This window comes from Variovorax sp. 10N420 (assembly GCF_056394705.1).
Genome location: NZ_JBFTIJ010000005.1, coordinates 276,104 through 295,571 on the forward strand (window position 1 = coordinate 276,104; position 19,468 = coordinate 295,571).

Consider the following 19,468-nt stretch of genomic DNA (forward strand, 5'->3'; position numbering starts at 1 on the left):
GGCGGCGGACGGCGCGGAAGGCGTCGATCGAACGCAAAGCGGGCGGCTGGCAAGATGAAAGACGTGACGCACCTTCCCTCCGCCGCACAGGTCCAGGCATTGGCGCGCGGCGTCATGGGTTCGAGGAAGCTGGCGCGGCGATGGATGATGTCGCCCGCGATGGGACTGAGCGGCGCCCGCCCAATCGATCTTCTCCAGACAACAAGGGGGACTTGCCTTGTGCAGGAATTTTTGATGCGGCTCAAGCTGGGCGTATATAACTAACCTTCTGAAATTCATCGACGCTCAGGCAGAACGGTCCGCTCTTGCATCCGGCCCGAACAGATAGATGATGCTCGCCGCATAAAACCGCTGCATGAACCTCTTTTCGAGGCCGCCGGCCTCGCCAATGAGCAGATTCGGCGATAACCGCGCCCCTCGCGCCAGCCTTTCCCCAAGCGCCCACAGCAGAAGGCGGCACCAATGGTGAGGAACACTTTCCCAAAGGTGCCCGTCTATCGACCGGCGGCGACGGTCAAGGTCGGAAATGCCGACCAGGCTCATGCCTGCTGCCAACGCGGCGTGACGACGTGTGAATTTCACAGGCCGCTGCGGACTTGCATACGCCCGCTCCATTGCAGTCCTGACCATCCCCACCAGCTTGGCGTCCCTCATGTCGGTCCGCGCAGCGTTTCGTTCCAGGCTGAGCCGATCAAGCCATTCCTTGTCTCTGTAGTACGCACGCGCCTTGGCCTCCAACTTCGCCGAAAAGAGCACAGAGGTGAGAATCGTCTTGCGGTCCTCCCTGATCGAAGGTGCCGCCGTCGCCGCAGTTCTGGGGGTACCCAACTCCCGCTGGAGCCCACGATGGTCATTCAGGAACAAACACCAGAAAACGAAGCGCCATCGGCGGCGCAGTGTCGACCAGCAGGTTACTTCTCCAGTTTTCCTCAGGGACGCCAGAGCGTCACGTGCTTCCGCGGTGCTGTTCGGCCGAAGTAGCGCCTTCGTATGGCGCGAAGGCGGTATTGACGCGGAAGCTTTCTCGATAGCTTCATGAGCATGCGCATAGTCAAACCCCAAAGCTACCAGGCACGCACATAGCGCCGGCATTCCGTCGTATTGCAGCCGTAACCTGGGCTCAGGAGTGCGTCGGAGCCCAACGCCGCGCCACCGATTGAGATCGTCGCCAAAGGTGTTGACGGCAAGGGCTTGCATGCTCACATTGCGCTCACGGCAGGTCCGCGCGATGAAGGCGATCACTTCTCGACCGGGTCGGGGAGGGTACGTGGAGTAGAGGCAATCATGCTCGAACAATGCAAGCCTGTAGAGGGCCGCCGTCTTCGCAACCGAAGCCCCTTTCGTCAGGTCATGCCCGCACTCGCACCGAGTGGAAATTCTGACTAAGTCGAGGTTGGGAGCTAAGACTTTGTCGCAGGCTGGGCAGCGGCAGAAGAGCTTCTTCTTATGCTCGTGACACACGAACGTTCCGGGAAGTTGGTGACTTCGGTGGACGTAGGGAGTGCCCGACGGCCGACCATCTTCTCGCAGGCATTCAGGACACAGTTGGAGCTCTGCGCGCATAGGGGCCTGTTCCACTAAAACCAGCTCTGGGACCCTCAGATCTGCTATTTCTGCGTTCGACAGCTTTGCGGTCGTTATGCGTCGGCGGGTATGAAAGCACGCCCAATACGGCTTCGTGCTCAGCGCCTCGACCAAGTCCTTCAGTTTGATGCCCAGCTTTTCCGACAACTCGATCCAGGTAGGCGTTAGGACGCTGATGTCCATGAACTGCGCGTTGCGTTGAGCCCGCGTAAAGCCAAGCCATTTCATGAGTACGTGCTTTGATCCCAATGAGTTCGCGTCGATGATGTCCGTCAGGACATTGCCGACCAGCTCGTCGGGGCGCGGTTCAGGGATGTAGGGTAGAGGCAGCACGGTCCACCTCGGTACTAGTCGGCAAGAGGAGGGACGCGGCGCAGTCCAGCGAGCCGGAGGGCCTTCCATTGCGAAAAGCCGCCATCCTCGTCACACAAATCTTCGACCGTACGTGTATAGCGCCAGCGCTGAAACTGCGAGACTGTCTCCGAGCATGACTGGAGCGCTTCTCGATAGCGGGGCAGGCGATCGAGGTTCGCTCGGATGGAGCTTTCAGGCGCCGTGGCGCGGATCAACGTTGATGGCGAAACGCGCTTTCGCATCGGCCTTGACTTGATATCCTCAGCCATAGCGGCCATGCGCCGCGAGTAGCTTTGATCGCGCTTGTTCCAGTCGATGCGCGACCGCCGCATTCTTTGGTCCAAAAGCGACGTCGAGTGAAACCGCTGATTCCTGAGCCATTCGCGATCGTTCCGATAGAGCCAAGAATATGCTGCGCCATCCAGCACACGACGCTGGCGCACGGATCCACCACAGCTCTCAGTCGCGGTCCATCGCAAACGGTAGACCGAAGCAAGTTCTGCTCGCGACTGCTGGGAACCCGCCACGAGCCTTGTAGCGGCCGTCGCTCGGATTCGGTACACCGAACAGAGCGATAGGCGAGTCGTTCCCGCGACCGCTGCGGCGGAGGCGCCAGACACAAGCATCGAAACAGCCTGCGCAATGCGCTCTGGCGTGATTGACTTGCGGCGTTCGGCGATTGGAAGCCCGAGAACTCGGCGTCGCTGCACGACCGTGGTGACACTGGCGCCGAGGCGAAGCGCGAGCGCGCGGCAACTGATGTTGACGTCGCTGACCAAAGCGTCTTCCGGGGGAGGTCCCACATTGGGCCTCTCGGGTTGGGCGACCGCCTTGCTCGGTCGCGTCGCCTGCGCATATTCGGCCAGCGAACCAAACAGGCTGTTGATCAGCAGGATGTGCGTCAAGGGATGAGACAGCCTGCCGCGGTCCCGCACGAGGCCGTACAGCCAGCCCAAGACCCCTCCTTTCGTCTGGGAGATGCGCTCGCCGACGTCCCACCCCTTGAAGTCGTTGTTCGACGCCAGAAGCAATGAGGAAAGCTCCCTCCAGCGAACTTGGCCGGGCGCCCGACATATGCCCATTTCCTCCAATCTTGCGAGGTATGTCGCAGTGCAGCGTTCGCCCGTCAACTCGAGAGGCGTCGAACTTAGGACATCAAGGGAGGTCGTGGCGAACCTCGTCAAGGGATCAAGCGCCGTCCTGGGGACGCGAATGGGCGAGCCGCCCGCAGGAAGTCGCCTCAGCGCACTGCGAGCGCTGTCCTCGCTCTGCACAAAATGCTTGACGAGAGGCGTCTGGTGAATCGGGCAGATCAGCACGCCGGGTAGCAAATGGGTACGACGCCAGTAGAGAAAGCCAACCGTGTCCCAGGCCTCCCGATCACAATGGACGCAGGAGCGGAAGGTGGAAGTAGCGCCGAAGCGATGTGCCACGAGGCCCATCCAGGTCTTGAGTTCATGCCCCGGCCCTTTCGATGCCCGATCGAGGAGCTTCGCCCACCGCTCGCTCGGCATGAAAGGCCGGTGGTACGGATACTGGGTAGTCCTCTCGATGACGTCCTTAAGGCCAGGATAGGGGCTCACTTCTGGCCGCCCGGTCACCATGGCGGTAAGGCTTGTCGGGAGGTCGGCGCTGGAGACGGCCTTCGAATGCCCGAAGATCTCATGCAGGAACTGCCGACTTGATCCGGCGCAGTTATACGCGTTGACCCGCCCGAGGTAGCCGTAGAGCGTCTCGTCTTCGAGGTGCGGCGGTATGTAGGGGGGAGGTCCGAGCGAGGACATGTCGGTGCTCGCCTCAGAACACGGGTCTCACTACAGGAAGCTCACGATCACCCTTCTGCACGGGGAGGCCTTTGCTGGTTGCGGAGCGAACGCGAGGTGCCGACTTTGGCTTGCTCTTTGTCTCGGACGTCCGGGCCTCTTCCAGTTCATCAAACTCAGTGTTGTCGTCCGGAGTTGTATTGGGCGCATCAGACCAACCGATCAACTCGCGAAGGCCACGCAGTTCGGACTTGAAAACCAGATCGTCGAAACGGGACAGGTCAGCCGCGTTCCCGGACAGTAGCGCCTTTATCGCGGGACGCAAGATGCACATTTCGGTCTCGGCCACGCGTTGGAACGACAGTTCGTCGATGGTCTCGCGCCCCCCAATCTCCTGTCTCTGCGCAAGTGCGAAGCTCATGGTGGTGAATGCCGGATTGCCACCACTGCAGTCGTGCCACGCATCAAGGATCAAGGGCGTGAGCTTGCAGGGGTGGCGCACAAGTTGATGTGGCCAGTGAGCCTCGCACAGGGCAATCCATTGTGGGTCGTGGCGACCCATGACGGGAAAATTACTCGTGCCACCAGAGGTGAGTTTTCGGATGTTTCTCACGCTGTTCGCGATCACCGGTTCGAGCGCGGGGGTGGCTGAGAACATCATCGACACACCCGCAATCTCGATGATTTGGCTGAAGAGATTCAAGACGATCTCCGCTTGCCCACTTCTCGCAGCACGAAGATGCTGGAGATCGTCAACGAAGATTTCGCCAAGCGATACTGCCGTGGACACGCGGTGAAGAAGGAGTGCCATCTTTGCGATGTTCCTAGCGGTCTTCGCCTCGTGCAAATAGTGTGTGTTCCCGAGGATGCTGTCGATAATCTCGAAGAACTGAAGGCAGAAGCTCTGCAACGTCGCGTCGTGCGATACGGCCATTGCGATCATTGGAATCTGGCGACATTTGTAGGGAGTTCCTCGGTACTCGGAATGCTCGATGAGCTTGAGATATGGAGCGGCGAAACAACCACCGAAGGTTGTCTTTCCACTTCCGGTCACACCCATCAGAAGCTGACCGAGGGCAGTGGAGCGAATTGCGTGAATGGGGAACTGGTCAAGTTCCAACGTGCCAATCAAATGACGACGCCTTCGTCCCTCCACGGTCAACGGATTTCGGCAAACGTAGGCTTCGCGGATATTCAGGGTCGCATTTGTTGCGGCGCGCCGATACTCGGCAAATGGATATACCAGCGATCCCAACCGCGACAGCTCCCCAATGCGAACCAGATCGCCCTGCCTTCTGTCCTGTTTCGTGAACCTCGGCGGCGTGTACTCGATGCGATCGAGGATCTCGTCCTTGGACCTTTCAAGCGGAGGGAGAGCTTCAATAAGAGGATTCCCATCGTAGGCGCGAACGCCGGTAGGGGTGTATTGGGCTTGCACAGATTCATAGTGGGTCATGTGACTTACGCTGGCGCGTCCTGTTGATGGAGGCCAGACGTTCCGTCGCTTCCAGCTGCCTCCAAGCCGGGGGGACGGTCTTCGATGGACGTACGGGAGACTTCGCGGTGGAAACTCGTTCAGTGAGGCTCTCCTTGAGAGCTCGCGTTTCGCTACCGCGGCGCGCCACCGTCTCGGCGCGGCTGCCGTGGCGCGCGGGTTCGCGGCGAGCAGCAGGCCTGCCGTGACCAGAAGAAACCCGCTCGATCTTGCTGCGATTTGCCGCTGTGGCCCAAAGCAGGGCGCCCACGTCTATGAGCATTTCCTCCTCGTCCATGGTGACGCCCTGAATCTGCAACCTGTCGGCCGCGGTCATCCGCCAAAGCGACCACCTGCCGGATTGGCTCACGACGTAGATCTCCTCGCGAAAAGTCTTGTCAAACCTGAGCTCCACCGCCTTCGGGCGCTTGGTGGAGGCGTTTGCGATCGCGCGCGCCTCGGCGTCCGCGGGTTCATAGGCGCGGGACCTGAACGCCACTCGACTGTTCGCAATCGAGCCTTTTCCTACGGACATAAGCATGCGTTGCATGTCCTCTTCAGTCAGGCTGGTGACCTTCGCGCCAGTGAGGTTCCTGCATCCCCACAGGTAGGCCTCCCTCGGAATCGGTCGCACGCCGGCCTGCGTCAATACGAGGTTCTTCTTGAGACTGCGATGGGGGCTGTTGTTCTTCCGATCCACGACTTCGAGAACCGCCCGGTAGACCTCGCGGAGGGAAGTGGCGGCGGCGGTTGCTGCCTTCCGCGATGCCTTCTTTGATTTGGGATCTATTGGACGCACCACATAGACGCCGGACAGGCCGCTAGACGCCATGCTCTTCTTCAGGTCGCGTATGGTTCGCTCGATGATCGCCTTTCCATCTGGTGTCAGAGGGGGCAAAGTGACGAGTTCGATCCGGAACTGCCCGGCAGTGGCCTCGAGGTTGCTTATGCACTTCAACTCACTGCCGCGATCTTGAGCGATGGCGGAGCACATGCGGCCCTGCGGCCAGCGGGCCTCACTCACCTCCGCCCCGATCGAGCGGAACCGCGCTTCGCGAGGCGTGAATGCGATCAACAGGGCATACCGGATCTCCTCCCAGGATGGGAAACCCAAGGTCACGTATACGCTGATGATGAAACGGCTCCACCTGTCTATCAGAAGATAGATCCAAGGTGTTCCGACGTGAACCAGCTCTCCGGCCTCGTCTTCTGCAACGAGGTGAATTCGCCCGCCGGTCGCATCAATCTCGGACATCTCTCCCGGCCCTGCGGAATGGGAGGAGCGGCCCGGGTCATTTCCTGCGAGAGCGGGAAGGTTGTCCAGAACTTCCTGCTCGTAGTCCTTGTGCGCTTTGGTGTACTTTCTAAATTGGTCGTATGTCACTGGCTCAGGGCAACGCTCCTCGATCCAGGCCTTAAAGAGGGCTGGATGCCGTCGGGCGAACTCTGTTTTCAAGTAGTCGTCGTGAGCGTCGAGCAACGTGCCTTTCTGGCGTCGCCCGGCTCGTTTGGCTGCCAAAACCATGTCCGCAACGTCCTTGTCGCCGACGACGAACATGTTCGGCCCCAACTTCTTGGAGAGCACTGGCTGACGCCCCCTGCGGTGGCACGTACCGTCCGAGTTGGCTTCGTACTTGGCGCACATCTTTGCTTTCGAAGCGTTGGTGCTCTTCTGAATGCCAGCTGCGGGTCCCGAAACGAGCGGTGTCAGTGCGGCTGCAACACGTCCGAAATAGTAGAAGCGAAGCACCAGTCGCCTCAGCGTCAGGAAGTTCATCTGAAGCTCATCTGCTCGAGCTTGGACTAACGCCGTGAAGCGGCGGCGTGCCAAATTGCTTTCTACGTCGAAGTGCTCGATCAGTGGTGCGATCCATTGGAAGATCGTGTGGGCCGTCGATACCGGTTCCTCGGTTCCCGTGCTTTTTGCATCGTCGCCCGGGCTTGGGTGGGTTCGAAAGAGCTCTGGCGGTAACGCTGCCTTGGCGAGCCGACACCTTCCGGAATCCAGATCCTTTTGAATGCCGGCCCTGGGGAGTGGCCGGGGTTTTCGCGCCGTCCGGACTGCTTCTGGGGTCGTGTATGCCGTCACGTAGATGCGATGCTCGAACACGTGCGTGATTCGAAGTGGAACCGCCTCAGAATCCTTGAAGCAAAGCAGGAGTCCGACCGACAGCTTGGTTGTTCCCGCGTTGGGATACAGCTTAATGACGTTCATGGCAGCAGAATGACGGGGTGGTTGAGCGCAAGTGGGCGCCGCAGGTCAAGGCGAATCAGGTTTGACCAGGCGCAGTAGCGAAAGAGGTTTTCCGCATCTCGGATCCGCCGACGTGCTCTGAAAGCTGCGATCGGAATTAAGTCTTCCAATGGCGTGCCCACCTCCACACTGGCATTGAAGGCATCCGCGTACGGCTGTGCGGCATCGAGTTCGGGAACGTATCTGTCCAAGAACCAGCGGCGCATAAAGCGCAGGTTGCTCAGGAGCTCTTCCGTGAATTCAATGGTGTCGATGTACGCCCAATCGATTCCAGCCTGGGCGCACCATTGGTGCTCGATGCCCAGCCGGGCGCGGACTGTCGCCTTCTCTGCATCGGCGACCGTCTTGATGCTGCGCGCCTCGGGAATGATCCTTGCGCCGACTCTTCTGCTCACGACGAAGTCGATCGTGACAGGCCTTGGGAAATGGCCTTTGTAGGGATGCCTTAGTTGGTTTTCGGCGCAGAGCCGAAGAGTCCCTCGCAGGTCGAGGACCGGATACTGTTCTTGTATGTCGACAACGTCTGGGCTGCGCTCCAGCAAGAGGTAGTACGTAGCCTCCAAGGACGAGAGAAAGTGAAAGGGGCGATCGATCTTGATGCCGGTGAAGTTCGAGGACGAGCCCTTGGAGCCGAAATCCCGCACCCTGATCCAAGGCTGATAAGAAGCGCCCTCGCCGAAGCCGAACCCACGTTTGAGCCAGCTATGCCAATACGGCGGATAGAGCGACAGATCTCGCGGCCAGTCCATCGAAGGCCCCGTACGGCTTTCAGGTCAGCCCTTGAGATGTTGTCACTGGTCGCGCCGCAGGCTGGGCGACCGTTCCCGCTGTGCTCATCGGGGGGATGCGCGCGCTGTTGGGCAAGCAGCACTCGGGCTTTCGCCGGGGCGGCTCAGCTGCAAACCAAATTCGGCGCGCGCAAGGTCCAGGCACGGCAACGATGGGCGCGCGCGTCTTCAAGCAAGCGTCCATGGTCCTAGCTTAGTCGCCAGATTTCAAGATTCAAGTGAATGTTGGGGAGCGATTGCACGAACGGCCTGATGGCCCCGGGCCTGATGACATTGCGACCTCGTCCAGAAATTCAAGCGCGTGTACTGGCAAACGCGACATGCAGCATGGAGCGTTGTGCCTTCCTTGGACTAGTGATACGTTCCATTTCCCTCGTTCGACTGAACCCACTCTGACACGCCAGCTGTTCGGTGGCCTACGCGGTCAAAAATGGGCGGTGTTCATGCCATCTCGGCCGTGAGCGGCTCTCTGCGCATGCTACCTACGGCGAATCGGATGAGGCCGCGCAAGAACTGCAATCGCTCGTTCACTCTTTCTGACGACCAATGGTTCGGGTATGCCCGCAAAGTTCTTGGTTGCTGGGGTCTCTGTGCCCCCGGATATGCGGACGTGCCTAACCATGTGAGAACGCACTTTGTACGCCGCTCCAAGACTCCGCTGTGTGGAGGGTCGGCAGGCTCCAAGCAGCAAAAGCTTTCGGCGTTGACATTCTTGTTGCGGCACCAGCACAAGGAATGTGCTCAGGCCCACGTTCCTCCGTGACAAATGCCACACGTGGACGTCCGATTTTCCGTTCGATTGCCATTTTGGCGACAATCTCCAAAATGACACGTAACAATTGGGCTGCAAATGTCAACGCGGTGAGCACCGGATTCACAGGACACATGTCTCTGAAGAGTGCTTTGAACAAAGGCTCGCGTCGGCCGCAAAAAGACCCAATACTGACTGGAGACTTGTTTGAGAGGTTTCGTTCGCGCACTTTGCGCAAGTTTGCTGTGCGCGGTGGCGCTCCTGCCTTTGGCCGCGTCCGCGCAAGGCACCCAAGTCGCTTTTGCCGGCTTAGCGTACGCCGGCGATGCTGCGTCCCTTGAGAAGCGCTTTCCCTTTTCGCGCGAGTACGAGAAGCGCCTCGAAGGGGCGAATAGTCGGGTAGACGCCCAGATTCGCGCCGCCATCGCCAAGGCCGCGCCGCGCAACTTCGAAGTACTCCCAGGCCTCATCGACGAGTTGAAGGGCCGCGACCAGGCTCTCGTCACCTCGCTTGTCGTGAACTCCGAGACTGTGTCTGTTGAGATCTTCGGCGAACTGCGAAAGCTGTTCGTCCTCATCCGTGGGCAGGCGCTTTTCTTCGATTTCAAGACTCAAACAGTCATCCGCTCGTACCCACTTAGCTTTGCGTACATCGATGTCTTTGACCGACAGCCGACTCAAGAGGAAGTTCTTGCAAGAGTGCGCAGCGTTTATGAAGGTGCCGCAGGCAAACCTGGCATGTTCGCGCGCTATGCCGCGGTCCTGGCGGACGCCAGCATTCCTTCCCAGGTTCCGCGCTTCCTGAAGGTGACCGACGTCACGGTGAGCGAGACAGTCGCTGCGAGCTTGCCCGCCTATCTCAAGGAAAGTCCCGGTGTGATGGAGACCTGGGCTGCGGACATGGTGAGCGAGGCGATTTCGACCCATGCCGGTGTTCCCATCATTCCGTACACCAAGGGCTATGCGGTCGGAGGCGTGTTCCCGATGCGCATCTCGGACGGTACGGTCTTCAATCTGAAGCTTCCCGACGCCGACTACGCGATTTCGGTGGACCTGACCAACGTGAAGAAGGTCCAGTTCGGCCAAGTCGCCGCCGGCAGCAGTTTTATCTATGGCACCTTCGCCACGGTGAAGATTCAACTGCCGAGCATGGGCACCAGCTACCTGAACTCGTCGTTCAAGAACGGTGAGACAAAGTTGGTTCCCGCGACCCAGACCTTCGTGGATGACTTCCCTGCGTACTACGACTCCTGGAACGCGCTCTTCCGCCGCGTGGCCGAAGCCATGGCCGGCAAGGACCAGGCCTCGTGGCTCAAGGCCGCCGCGTCGGCTTCCGACATCGACTCCCAACTCCTTAAAACCAAGGAAATGATTCAGCTATGCAAATGATTCGCACATTCGTGGTTGCCGCATTGGCGTGCATCGCCATCACCGCTGTGGCGCAGGTCCAGCAGGCGCGCGGCAAGGCTTCCGTCACCTTTCAGGGCTGGAGCCTCACGGCCGAGGACAAGGCCAAGGCCACCCAGGCGGCTCAACTCAAGGCGGTGGAGTTCTACTACGCCGAGGCTGGTGAGTCGGAATCGGAGAATTTCGACTCCGTGCGCGAAAAGATCCTGGCCAATCCGGACCGATACATCCTGGAGTCCACCGTCCTCGGAGAGGAAACCAGCACCGACAAGAAGCAATACACGGTGTCTGTTCGCGTGGCGCTGAATGTGGCCAACCTGCGCAACCTGGTGAAATCGAACTCGGCCGTCGCCAAAGCTGGCGTCACGGAGAAGTCACCACTGGCCTTCCTGTTCGTTTCACGCCAAGTGGCTACCGTGAAGTCATTCGATGACCGGGTGTACAAGCGCGTCGATGAGAGCGTCAGCGGCGGTCGAACCGAGTCGAACGTCAAAACCGGCGCCGAAGGCGAGTCCATCAGCGCCGGTCAGATTCGCACGAACGAATCAACCTCCAGCAAGACCGACGTTGCGGCCAACCGCACTCGCTCGGTCGAAACCGGTGGGAGCACCGTCAAGCGTTCGAGCGAGGCGACCTTTCGCCTCATCCCGAGCGCGAACCTGAATCAGGTCTTCACCGGCATGTTCAGCAAGGCGGGCTTCCGCGTCGCAGAGGCGGCTTATATCGAACCCATGTCTGGTGGCGCCTTCAAAGTCGCCAACGTCGAGAGCGACTATCAATCGGGCAACGACCTCAAGTCGACGACGCTCCAGGCGATGGTCACCGGCATGCGCAATGCCAAAGTGCCTTACCTGGCCTACGGGACGCTGGATGTAGGTTCCGCCGACAAGGACCCCGCCACAGGGCTGGTGCGCGTGTCCGTCACCGTTAACGCCAAGCTGCTTGATGTGACCCAGACCTTCCCTGAGACCAAGGCTGCAGTGGGCCCGGTGCAGTACGCAGGTGTCGGCCCCTCAGAAGATGAAGCGCGCGGCAACGCGCTCAAGCTGGCTGCCAACAACGCCGCACGTGAATTGACCAGCCAAATCACGGCCCTTCGTGTGCAGTGAGCCTCTCAGTCCAGAAACATCTTTCCCCTCTATCAGAAGCATCCAATCGGAACCTCAAGAATGAACAGAATTCACACCACCATCGCAGCCGCCGCCTTCCTCGCAGCAGGCGTTGCCAACGTGGCGCATGCCCAGTTCTCGCTGCCTTCGATTCCCGGCGTGACCAGTTCCGCAGGTGCAGCGCCTGCGGCCGACCTGTCGGGCCAGCAGGATTCCCTCGTGCGTGGTTACGTGGCGGCGAGCAAGGACGTGCTGTATGCCAATGCCAAACTGGCCGAGGCGCTCGGCCTCAAGGACGAAGCGGCCAAGGTGAAGGCTGAAGCGGACAGCTTCCAGGAAGGAGCGACCAAGGACAGCGCCGAAGCTGCCAACAGGGCGGTGGCGGCTTCCACCGACCTGGTCGCCAAGAAGATTGCCACTCAGCCCGCAATGGACGCCCAGTCGAAGGCGGTCTATGGTCAAGGCTTGGTACTGCTGGCCACCGGCGTGACCAAGTACGTCGGCGTGGGCAAAGACGTGTCGAACATGGGCAGCAGTATCAAGGGCGCTTCGCCCCTGCAGCTGCCCAAATTGCAATCGGCTGTCTACGTCATTGCGAAGTTCCCCGACGCGATGACGAGTGTCACCGGTGCGATGAAGAACGCAGTGTCCTTCGCCCAGTCCAGCGGCATTCCGGTGCCGTCGGATGCAAGCGCTGCGGCAGCCGCTCTGTAATCAGCAAGGAAGCACCTCCTGATGCGCCACCTTCTGTGCGTGACCGCTGTTACTGCGGCAACCCTTCTGATCGCATGCGGCAAGCAAGAGCCTGAGAAAGCGCCCGCTGCGTCGCCACCGGCTGCTACGAACGTCTCGCCACCCGTGCCCGATGTTGGCAAGGTCGCCAATGTCACCACGACGGCGCAAGGCTTCGGAGCTTCGGCCGGCGAGGCGGTGACAGAAGCAATGAAGCTAGCGCTGCTGCAAGTCAATGGCGCGGCCATTCAGTCCGCGACCGTCACAGCCAAGTACGGCTTGGACGTGAGCCTGAACGAGGACGCGGCATCGCTGCGTGGCAACGCGTTTGCGGAAGTCGTGGCTCAGCGGTCAGGAGGTGTCATCCAGAACTTCAAGCTGGTTGAATTGCAGGAGCCGTCCGTGTTGGCCGGCAAGCGCTACAAGGCGACTATCGAAGCCCAGATCGCCAAGTTCACCCCTTCTGCGGACATGCAGAAGGTGAAGGTGGTCGTGGGTCAGATTCGGTTCGACAGCCCTAGCTTGCCGATGGGTGACCGTGCCGTATCTTCGGCCGAACTCGGTACCACCATTCGCCAGCGCATCAGCGACGCGTTGGTGCAGACGGGACGCTTCGCAGTGCTGGACCGCGAACTCAGCCCGGACATAGAAGGCGAGTTGGAGATGATCAAGACCGGTCAGGCGCCTAGCGCCGAGTTGGCCAAGCTGTCCCAGTCTTCAAGCGCCGACATCATTTGGAGCGGCCGCGTGAGCAGTCTGGCGTACAACCGCCACGCGCGTCAGCTCAAGACCAGCGACCGCGAGCTCGTGAGTTATTCGGGAGGGTGGGCCATTTCCGAGAAGCTGGTGAACGTTGCGACAAGGCAAGTAATGGCTTCGGACTCGTTACGCGGCGAGGCGCCTTCGGTAGCGCCGACCACGCTGAGTTCCGGTGTGGACTCCAACAAGATCATGGAGGACATGACCACTGACCTGGTGAACCAGGTGGTGACCTCAGTGCTCCGACGCACGTTCCCGGTGACTGTCGTCTCGCGAGACGGAACGAACGTGGTATTGAGTCAGGGCGGACAGGCTCTAAAGGAAGGTAGCCGCTACCAGGTGGCTGCCATGGGCGCCGAGATGAAGGACCCGCAGACAGGACAAAGCCTGGGGCGTGTCGAGCAGCCGTGCTGCGAACTCGTGGTTGAGCGTGTGACCCCGAATCTTTCCTATGGCCGCTTGGAGAACGTGCGTTCGAATCTGGAACAACTCTCGATTGGCGGACTTCAACTCCGCGACGAACTCAAGGGCGTCGCCGTGGCCAAGGCGCAGCTGACTGCAGCCCCGGCGGCAGGGGGGGCGCAAGGTGCGACTTCCGCGGCATCTGGTACGGCAACAGTTGCCGCGGCACCGGTGGCGGGCACGGCGCCCGCCGCGAGGGTTGTCCAGCCCCGCCCTGCACCGGCAGCCACATTGCCGGCGCCCCCGAAGACCGACGACAAATGGTGAACTAGCTCGGCGGCTACTCCGAAATCCGCCGACCGCTTCACATCTTGACGTCGAGTCGGCGAGCGCGCAGGATTTCCCATCCATGCTTGGAGGAAAAGCGCTGTCGTGCGAAGCGCTTCCTTCGATAGAGTCTCAATGCCCTTGTCGAACGCCCTCGCCGCGCCGCCAACTATGCCTAAGTCCGAAGGATTCGCCGAAACGTATCTGCAATTCGTACGCTTGGCTCGCGCCATTCATGACGTTCCGTCGATGGACGCGATGGAAGAACGTATTCTCAGTGGGCTCGCGGCAAAGTGGGCGGCGGGAGAGAGCGTGCGAGTCCTTGAGGCGATGGACCTGGACGTGGCGTCGTCTCCAACGACAGTACATCGCCGCCTTCGGTCGTTGCGCGAAAAGGGCCTCATCACCTTCGCCGACGACCAAACAGATAGCCGAATCAAGTACATCGTTCCGACGATGCTGGCTCGCTCCTATTTCGCCAAATTGGGGAAAGCCATAGAAAAGGCCGCGCGCAAGAATTGACCTGATGCGTCATTGGCCGGCGGCAGCAATTCCAACCAGGGTCGCTGCGTCGCCGCTAGTCCACGCTGGACTGGATTCGGCATGGATGCTGCAAAGCAGCACAGGAGCGAGCCGCTGTTCACCAGCATGAGCGGAGATGTTCGTTTTCAGGTGTTGCGCTCGCGGTGGAGGAAAGGCGGAATCAACAGGGAAGGGTGGTTGTGGGGCGCCTCTTCCGAGACCATCTAGTTTGTCGTCACCTTTCGTGAGCGTAGAACTTGCACAATGACAGCGCCCAGAGGGCTCACGACCGGGCCATCGGAGTGCGCCGGAATTAGGCACAGCGGACCGACGCATGGCATATCCCTATAGAGTCTCATCGTGTGCGCGAGCCTTCCTTCGCCACTCCCACGGCGCCACAGGATTGGCGTCCCCCCAAATTCCGATGCGCTTCGCTTTCGCTTCGGCTTCTGCAAACTCATACTGGCCGCGCTCCTGAGGCGTCTGCTCGCGCGCATAGTCGCGATACCACCATGCCATGCCGACGGTGATCATCGCCAGACCCGCGTCGATTGTTTTGCGGCCGTTCTGCGCGGAGCCGGGCGCGACTGTTACCCGGCAGACGCTCCGGCCATACCTGTCTTTCTTCAGGCAATCGAGATCCGCTTCCTTCATGTAGACGAGGTCGGCCATCGCTTCCTTGGAGCGTTGGCAGAAGGCTTGTCGCTTTTCCGGCGCGTCGATGCCGTTCAGACGGACTTTTACCTCTTCGTAGCTGCCGGGCTGGCCGCACCGAGCCTTGAGCGTGTCGTTTTCCGGTATTGCGAACTAGCGCACCGATACGCGGCAGTTCGCTGAGATCCGACGAACGTCGGCGGAAACGCTGGCCGACCTTGCAGAGTGCTTGGTGGCGTGTGCGCGGTCATCCGTCAATGTCGGCCGTGTGCGCCGCGGAACTCGCCGATATCTTTCGCATCTACGGTCCGGCCTGGCGCAGTACCCAAGATATCACCTGAGCACTGGGCCATCTTAAGGTCAGGTCGATACTCATTGCGAATGGAAGTGGCCGCCGAGATCTTGATGACCATTGCTGCCGATCCGAAGCATCCGCGCGCCACCATCGGTGTGACCCTGGTGCTGCACATCGAGAGAAATTACCCGTTCACTGCGTGCGGAAGCCGGGTGGGGCATTGAGTTCCGGCTAATAGTGAGTATTAGACGTCGCGCAATGTCCAGCCGATCAGGATCTCTAGCATGTAGCTCATAACCCACTGGGGCCTCCCATTGAACTGCAGACCAGGATCATGTTCGCCAACGCCCACCATTCGAGACGCCTAAGGATCGGCGAAGCTGTCTGCGACAACAGCATCACTGTTCAAAAATTCTCATGCCATGGCGACGCAGAGGTGCCAGGAATCATGTGGAGGCCCGCGCAACTCGCGCTGCCAAAACCATTGGTGCTGTTGCAGCACGGTGGCTCTGGCCACAAGGAAGACGAGAACACCAGTTCGCTGGCGCGCCAGTTGGTGGCGGCACTGGATTGCATCGCCGTTGCAGTGGATGGCCCGGTCCATGGCGAGCGCAGGAACGCCGTTGCCGACGGGCGCTCAGTCCTCGAGGCGTTCCGGCAGTCGTGGGTCGAGCAGCGGTTTCTCCGCTCGTTTGTAGAGGAATGGACCCAGGTCATTCAGGCAATGACCGAACTGGAATTTGTTGATTCCGATCGGATCGGCTGGTGCGGCGTCTCGATGGGCACAGCATACGGTCTGCCGCTGCTGGCGGCAGTCCCCGAGATCAAGTGCGCTGTGCTTGGAAAGTGGTCGGCCAACAAGCTCCATAGCCGGCACCTGGTCGACTCGGCCGCGCAGGTGAAATGCTCCGCCTTGTTCATCCATCACTGGGACGATGAACGCTTCGATCTCGAAGGCTCGATCGAGTTGTTTGCGGCGCTTGCTTCGGAGGACAAGCGAATGTGCATTTACCGGGGCCCCCACAACAGCAGGACCCAGGAAGAGGTCGATGCCTACATCGCGCACCTGGCGCGTTGCCTCAAACCAGCAACTCGATAAGGAAGGGGCCTTCCCGCCGGAAGCTGACATTGAGGAGAGCGGCGCATTCATCGAGGGTGCTTGCCTTGGCGCCTTCCACGCCCATGCCTTGGGCCAGCTGAATCCAGTCCAGGTCTGGATTGCCGAGTTCGAGCATTCGGTTGGCGGTCTGGCCGGGTTGGGCACCTACGGCCTTGTATTCGCCGATGAGGATGTTGTACTTGCGATTGCTCAGGATCACCGTCGTGCAAGGCAGGCCCTCGCGCGCCTGGGTCCAGAGGGCTTGCAGCGAGTACATCGCGGATCCGTCCGCTTGAAGGCTGACAACGCGCCGGCCTGGCGCGCCGATGGCAGCGCCGGTGGCAAGGGGTAGTCCGATGCCGATGGCGCCGCCCGTCAGGTGTAGCCAATCATGCGGCGGGGCCGATACGGTATGTGGATAGAAGCCCCGGCCATACGAGATGCTTTCGTCGCAGACGATCGCCTGTTCAGGCAAGAGAGCTGCCAGCGTCCGTGCGAGACCTTCGGGCGTCGGCGAGCCGCGTCCCGGCTCGGGGCGGGGCGCAGCCTCCGGGATGACGACGTTGGGGCAGTCCAGTGCATCAACCAGCGCGCGCAGCCCTGAAACCGCGTTCTGCTCGGGACGTACAAGCGCACGAACTTGCGTATGCTGTGCATGCAGAACGGATGGCATTCCCGGGTAGGCAAAGAAGGCGACAGGCGTGGTGGCGCCGACCAGAAGGATCTGCTCGTATTGCGCGAGAGCCTTCGTCGCACCTTCAATGCTGTAGGGCACGCGTTCCAACGGTATTCTTCCCTGCCCGCGGGCAACCCGGCTCACACCGTATTCGGCCATGACCTTGGCGCCGGTTTGTGCACAGATGCGCCACGCCAGGGCCTGGCCCTCGCCGAGCACGGCATCCCCGCCCAGCAGCAGCAGAACCTTTTCGCCCCCGGTTCGCAGTGCGCGCGCCGCACTCTCGATATCGTGAGAGGAAGGTGCCACTGGCGCCAGTGCCGGCAGGGGCGCGGCGACCCTTCCGCCTTCGTTCCAGGAGGCGTCCGAAGGAAGGATCAACGTGGCCACCTGACCCGCCTGCGCCGCCTGCAATGCGGCCATGCCATCGGCCGCCACGGCGGGGGACGCCATGCTGGTGCGCACCCATTGCGATGCCGCCCTGGCGATGCCGTCGATGTCCGACGTCAGGGGCGGGTCGAAGGGCCGATGGTGCGTCGCCTGGTCCCCCACGATGTTGAGGATGCCGCTGCGTGCGCGTCTCGCGTTGTGCAGGTTCGCCAAGCCGTTCGCCAGTCCCGGGCCGCAATGCAGGAGCGTGCATGCGCTCCGGCGCGCCATGCGCCAGTAGCCATCGGCCATGCCGGTGACCACATTTTCCTGCAGCCCCAGCACACACCGGATGCCGTCGGTCTGGTCGAGCGCCGCAACGAAGTGCATCTCGCTGGTGCCCGGGTTCGCGAAGCAGGTGTCGACGCCACCCGCGATGAGTGAAGTGACGAGACTTTGTGCGCCGTTCATGAGTTATTGAGCGAGGGTGATGTTGTTGGCCTTGACGATGGGCCGCAGGCGAGCCTTTTCCTTGGCCGCGAGCGTCGGGACGGCGTCCGGGGCGCCGGGTCGCGCTTCGAGGGCAAGATTGGCCAATTGGGCGGTCACCGCCGGCTCCCGCAGCGCGGCATTCAGTTCCTTGTTCAGGAGTGCCACGATGGCCGCCGGCATGGCCTTGGGGCCGAGCAAGGCATACCGGACTGCGAAGTCGAAGCCTTTGTAGCCGGATTCCTCGAGCGTTGGCACACCGGGCAGGACGGCGCTGCGGGTGGGCGTTGTGACCGCCAGGGCGCGCAGCTTCCCGCCGTCGATCAGCGGCTTGGCCGTCGCGACCAGGTCGAAGACGGTCTGGATCTCGCCGGTCAACAGTGCATTGAGGGCGGGCGGGCTGCCCTTGTATCCCACGTGCACCATCTCGAGCCCGGCCGCGCTGTTGAACCACGCCGCCGCGATATGCATCGGCGAGCCATTGCCCGACGAGCCGTAGTTGCCCGAGCCTGGCTTGGTCTTCATCTGCTTCACGAACTCGTCGACCGTCTTGATGGGCGACTTGGCATCGACCACCATCACCAAGGGTGAGAAGGCCACGAAGCCGATCGGCGCAAAGTCCGTGTCCGAATAGTTGAGCTTGGCCTCGAGAATGGGGTGCAGCACGGTCTGCGTGCTGCCACCAAGCAGGACGGTGTAGCCGTCGGGCGCCGAGCGCGCCACGAACTCCGAGGCAATGGCGGCGCCGGCGCCGGGCTTGTTGTCCACCACGATGGGCTGGCCGAGCGATTGCCCCATGCGGTCCGCCAGGATTCTGGCGACGATGTCCGCGGCCCCTCCGGGGCTGAAGGGGACCACGAGCCGGATGGGCCGACTCGGATAGGTGTCGGCCAACGCCGGGAGGGAAAGCGCTGCAGCGGCCAGTGCAAAGGCCGCGCTGGCCAAGCCCATGAAGTTTCGTCTCTTGGTCATATATGTCTCTGATTGGTTGGATCGTTTTTCTGCGAGCGAGGAGAAGCCGGGGTCAGCCCGCCGTGACCGGCACGCCCGGAATTTCGGGCCGTTCGATCTTGAAGCGGTCCGTCACGCGCGTGTACATGCCCGCGCCTTCCAGTCGTCCGATGGGTGCCAGCCGGCCCGCGTCCACATAGAACTTCTCCCGGTCTACGATGCCATCGCGGTAGTGCATCATGACCACCTCGCCAATGACAATCTGGTTGGGGCGCTTGCCGACCTTGATGATGTCGATCAAGCGGCATTCGAACTGGGCCGGGCACTCGATCAGCCGGGGCGGTCTCACGAGGACCGAGGGCGCCGTCTCGAAGCCGGCGAAGTCGATCTCGCTCTGGTCCGCCGGGAAGTCGGCCGAGCAGATGTTCATCTTGTCCTTGACGCCTTCGTCGACGATGTGGATCACAAACTCCGGCAGAAATTCGATGTTCCTGCCAGTGTCCTTCACCTGTCCGGCGCGCGGTGTCAGTGAGAACATCACCATGGGTGGGTCGACGCCCACCATGTTGAACAGGCTGTAAGGCGCAGCGTTGGTGACGCCGCTTGGAGAGATCGTCGTGACCAACGCGATCGGGCGCGGGATCACCGTGCCGCTCATCAGCTTGTATTGCTGTTGCGGCGTGAGCTTGCTCGGATCGAAGGCTGCCAT

18 protein-coding genes are annotated in these 19,468 nt (G+C 61.1%); 8 read left to right on the forward strand and 10 right to left on the reverse strand.

Annotated elements, in window-relative coordinates:
- Positions 1–114 precede the first annotated feature (114 nt).
- Positions 115–264 (forward strand): antitoxin Xre/MbcA/ParS toxin-binding domain-containing protein, encoded by a 150-nt coding sequence (locus AC1DEK_RS15215; RefSeq protein WP_478126322.1) that lies wholly within the window; start codon positions 115–117, stop codon positions 262–264.
- 21 nt (positions 265–285) lie between these two features.
- Here the strand turns inward: AC1DEK_RS15215 and AC1DEK_RS15220 are convergent, their stop codons facing one another.
- From AC1DEK_RS15220 to AC1DEK_RS15245, 6 genes are all read right to left on the reverse strand, one after another.
- Positions 286–1,917: a TniQ family protein gene (locus AC1DEK_RS15220; protein ID WP_478126083.1), complete on the reverse strand. Its 1,632-nt coding sequence runs from the start codon at positions 1,915–1,917 to the stop codon at positions 286–288.
- 14 nt (positions 1,918–1,931) lie between these two features.
- On the reverse strand, positions 1,932–3,722 hold the full coding sequence (locus tag AC1DEK_RS15225) for a TnsD family Tn7-like transposition protein (RefSeq protein WP_478126084.1): 1,791 nt from the start codon (positions 3,720–3,722) through the stop codon (positions 1,932–1,934).
- A gap of 13 nt (positions 3,723–3,735) precedes the next feature.
- Positions 3,736–5,157, reverse strand: coding sequence for a DEAD/DEAH box helicase family protein (locus AC1DEK_RS15230; RefSeq protein ID WP_478126085.1), 1,422 nt, complete (start codon positions 5,155–5,157; stop codon positions 3,736–3,738).
- Positions 5,144–7,390 (reverse strand): hypothetical protein, encoded by a 2,247-nt coding sequence (locus AC1DEK_RS15235; RefSeq protein ID WP_478126086.1) that lies wholly within the window; start codon positions 7,388–7,390, stop codon positions 5,144–5,146. Before AC1DEK_RS15235 ends, AC1DEK_RS15230 begins: the two co-directional genes overlap by 14 nt.
- Entirely contained in the window at positions 7,387–8,178 is a 792-nt protein-coding gene (locus AC1DEK_RS15240) for a TnsA endonuclease N-terminal domain-containing protein (protein ID WP_478126087.1), read from the reverse strand. The genes AC1DEK_RS15235 and AC1DEK_RS15240 overlap by 4 nt, the downstream gene beginning before the upstream one ends.
- Positions 8,179–9,277: 1,099 nt before the next feature.
- Positions 9,278–9,649: a hypothetical protein gene (locus tag AC1DEK_RS15245; protein WP_478126088.1), complete on the reverse strand. Its 372-nt coding sequence runs from the start codon at positions 9,647–9,649 to the stop codon at positions 9,278–9,280.
- Positions 9,650–9,706: 57 nt separating this feature from the next.
- Here AC1DEK_RS15245 and AC1DEK_RS15250 point away from each other — a divergent pair, with 57 nt between their 5' ends.
- The 5 genes from AC1DEK_RS15250 to AC1DEK_RS15270 all read left to right on the forward strand — a co-directional run bounded on the left by AC1DEK_RS15250 (position 9,707) and on the right by AC1DEK_RS15270 (position 14,226).
- Positions 9,707–10,357: a hypothetical protein gene (locus AC1DEK_RS15250; RefSeq protein WP_478126089.1), complete on the forward strand. Its 651-nt coding sequence runs from the start codon at positions 9,707–9,709 to the stop codon at positions 10,355–10,357.
- The gene (locus tag AC1DEK_RS15255; RefSeq protein WP_478126090.1) at positions 10,348–11,484 is read left to right on the forward strand and encodes a hypothetical protein; all 1,137 of its coding nucleotides are present in this window, start codon (positions 10,348–10,350) and stop codon (positions 11,482–11,484) included. Before AC1DEK_RS15250 ends, AC1DEK_RS15255 begins: the two co-directional genes overlap by 10 nt.
- Positions 11,485–11,544: 60 nt before the next feature.
- The gene (locus AC1DEK_RS15260; protein WP_478126091.1) at positions 11,545–12,198 is read left to right on the forward strand and encodes a hypothetical protein; all 654 of its coding nucleotides are present in this window, start codon (positions 11,545–11,547) and stop codon (positions 12,196–12,198) included.
- Positions 12,199–12,219: 21 nt separating this feature from the next.
- On the forward strand, positions 12,220–13,704 hold the full coding sequence (locus AC1DEK_RS15265; protein ID WP_478126092.1) for a CsgG/HfaB family protein: 1,485 nt from the start codon (positions 12,220–12,222) through the stop codon (positions 13,702–13,704).
- 135 nt (positions 13,705–13,839) lie between these two features.
- A complete protein-coding gene (locus AC1DEK_RS15270) occupies positions 13,840–14,226 on the forward strand; it encodes a hypothetical protein (protein WP_478126093.1) in 387 nt (128 codons plus the stop codon).
- A gap of 345 nt (positions 14,227–14,571) precedes the next feature.
- On the opposite strand, the gene AC1DEK_RS15275 is transcribed toward AC1DEK_RS15270, so the two are convergent.
- Positions 14,572–15,027, reverse strand: coding sequence for a thermonuclease family protein (locus tag AC1DEK_RS15275; RefSeq protein ID WP_478126323.1), 456 nt, complete (start codon positions 15,025–15,027; stop codon positions 14,572–14,574).
- Between the two features lie 234 nt (positions 15,028–15,261).
- On the opposite strand from AC1DEK_RS15275, the gene AC1DEK_RS15280 reads away from it, so the two are divergent.
- Positions 15,262–15,399: a hypothetical protein gene (locus AC1DEK_RS15280; protein ID WP_478126331.1), complete on the forward strand. Its 138-nt coding sequence runs from the start codon at positions 15,262–15,264 to the stop codon at positions 15,397–15,399.
- Between the two features lie 110 nt (positions 15,400–15,509).
- Complete coding sequence (locus AC1DEK_RS15285) at positions 15,510–16,274, forward strand: alpha/beta hydrolase family protein (RefSeq protein WP_478126094.1); 765 nt, start codon at positions 15,510–15,512, stop codon at positions 16,272–16,274.
- Here AC1DEK_RS15285 and AC1DEK_RS15290 read toward each other — a convergent pair.
- The 3 genes from AC1DEK_RS15290 to AC1DEK_RS15300 are packed head-to-tail and all read right to left on the reverse strand — an operon-like array spanning position 16,255 to position 19,468.
- Positions 16,255–17,790: an acetolactate synthase large subunit gene (locus AC1DEK_RS15290; RefSeq protein ID WP_478126095.1), complete on the reverse strand. Its 1,536-nt coding sequence runs from the start codon at positions 17,788–17,790 to the stop codon at positions 16,255–16,257. The genes AC1DEK_RS15285 and AC1DEK_RS15290 overlap by 20 nt on opposite strands.
- A gap of 3 nt (positions 17,791–17,793) precedes the next feature.
- Positions 17,794–18,780: a Bug family tripartite tricarboxylate transporter substrate binding protein gene (locus AC1DEK_RS15295; RefSeq protein ID WP_478126096.1), complete on the reverse strand. Its 987-nt coding sequence runs from the start codon at positions 18,778–18,780 to the stop codon at positions 17,794–17,796.
- Between the two features lie 52 nt (positions 18,781–18,832).
- Positions 18,833–19,468, reverse strand: a complete 636-nt coding sequence (locus AC1DEK_RS15300; RefSeq protein WP_478126097.1) for a flavin reductase family protein — start codon at positions 19,466–19,468, stop codon at positions 18,833–18,835.

Coding starts and splice junctions, on each gene's coding strand:
- AC1DEK_RS15240 (WP_478126087.1), bottom strand. CDS start 8,178: ATGGACTGGCCGCGAGATCTGTCGCTCTATCCGCCGTATTGGCATAGC.
- AC1DEK_RS15255 (WP_478126090.1), top strand. CDS start 10,348: ATGCAAATGATTCGCACATTCGTGGTTGCCGCATTGGCGTGCATCGCC.
- AC1DEK_RS15280 (WP_478126331.1), top strand. CDS start 15,262: ATGGAAGTGGCCGCCGAGATCTTGATGACCATTGCTGCCGATCCGAAG.
- AC1DEK_RS15265 (WP_478126092.1), top strand. CDS start 12,220: ATGCGCCACCTTCTGTGCGTGACCGCTGTTACTGCGGCAACCCTTCTG.
- AC1DEK_RS15290 (WP_478126095.1), bottom strand. CDS start 17,790: ATGAACGGCGCACAAAGTCTCGTCACTTCACTCATCGCGGGTGGCGTC.
- AC1DEK_RS15235 (WP_478126086.1), bottom strand. CDS start 7,390: ATGAACGTCATTAAGCTGTATCCCAACGCGGGAACAACCAAGCTGTCG.
- AC1DEK_RS15300 (WP_478126097.1), bottom strand. CDS start 19,468: ATGGCAGCCTTCGATCCGAGCAAGCTCACGCCGCAACAGCAATACAAG.
- AC1DEK_RS15260 (WP_478126091.1), top strand. CDS start 11,545: ATGAACAGAATTCACACCACCATCGCAGCCGCCGCCTTCCTCGCAGCA.
- AC1DEK_RS15225 (WP_478126084.1), bottom strand. CDS start 3,722: ATGTCCTCGCTCGGACCTCCCCCCTACATACCGCCGCACCTCGAAGAC.
- AC1DEK_RS15230 (WP_478126085.1), bottom strand. CDS start 5,157: ATGACCCACTATGAATCTGTGCAAGCCCAATACACCCCTACCGGCGTT.
- AC1DEK_RS15215 (WP_478126322.1), top strand. CDS start 115: ATGGGTTCGAGGAAGCTGGCGCGGCGATGGATGATGTCGCCCGCGATG.
- AC1DEK_RS15250 (WP_478126089.1), top strand. CDS start 9,707: ATGTTCGCGCGCTATGCCGCGGTCCTGGCGGACGCCAGCATTCCTTCC.
- AC1DEK_RS15295 (WP_478126096.1), bottom strand. CDS start 18,780: ATGACCAAGAGACGAAACTTCATGGGCTTGGCCAGCGCGGCCTTTGCA.
- AC1DEK_RS15285 (WP_478126094.1), top strand. CDS start 15,510: ATGTTCGCCAACGCCCACCATTCGAGACGCCTAAGGATCGGCGAAGCT.
- AC1DEK_RS15270 (WP_478126093.1), top strand. CDS start 13,840: ATGCCCTTGTCGAACGCCCTCGCCGCGCCGCCAACTATGCCTAAGTCC.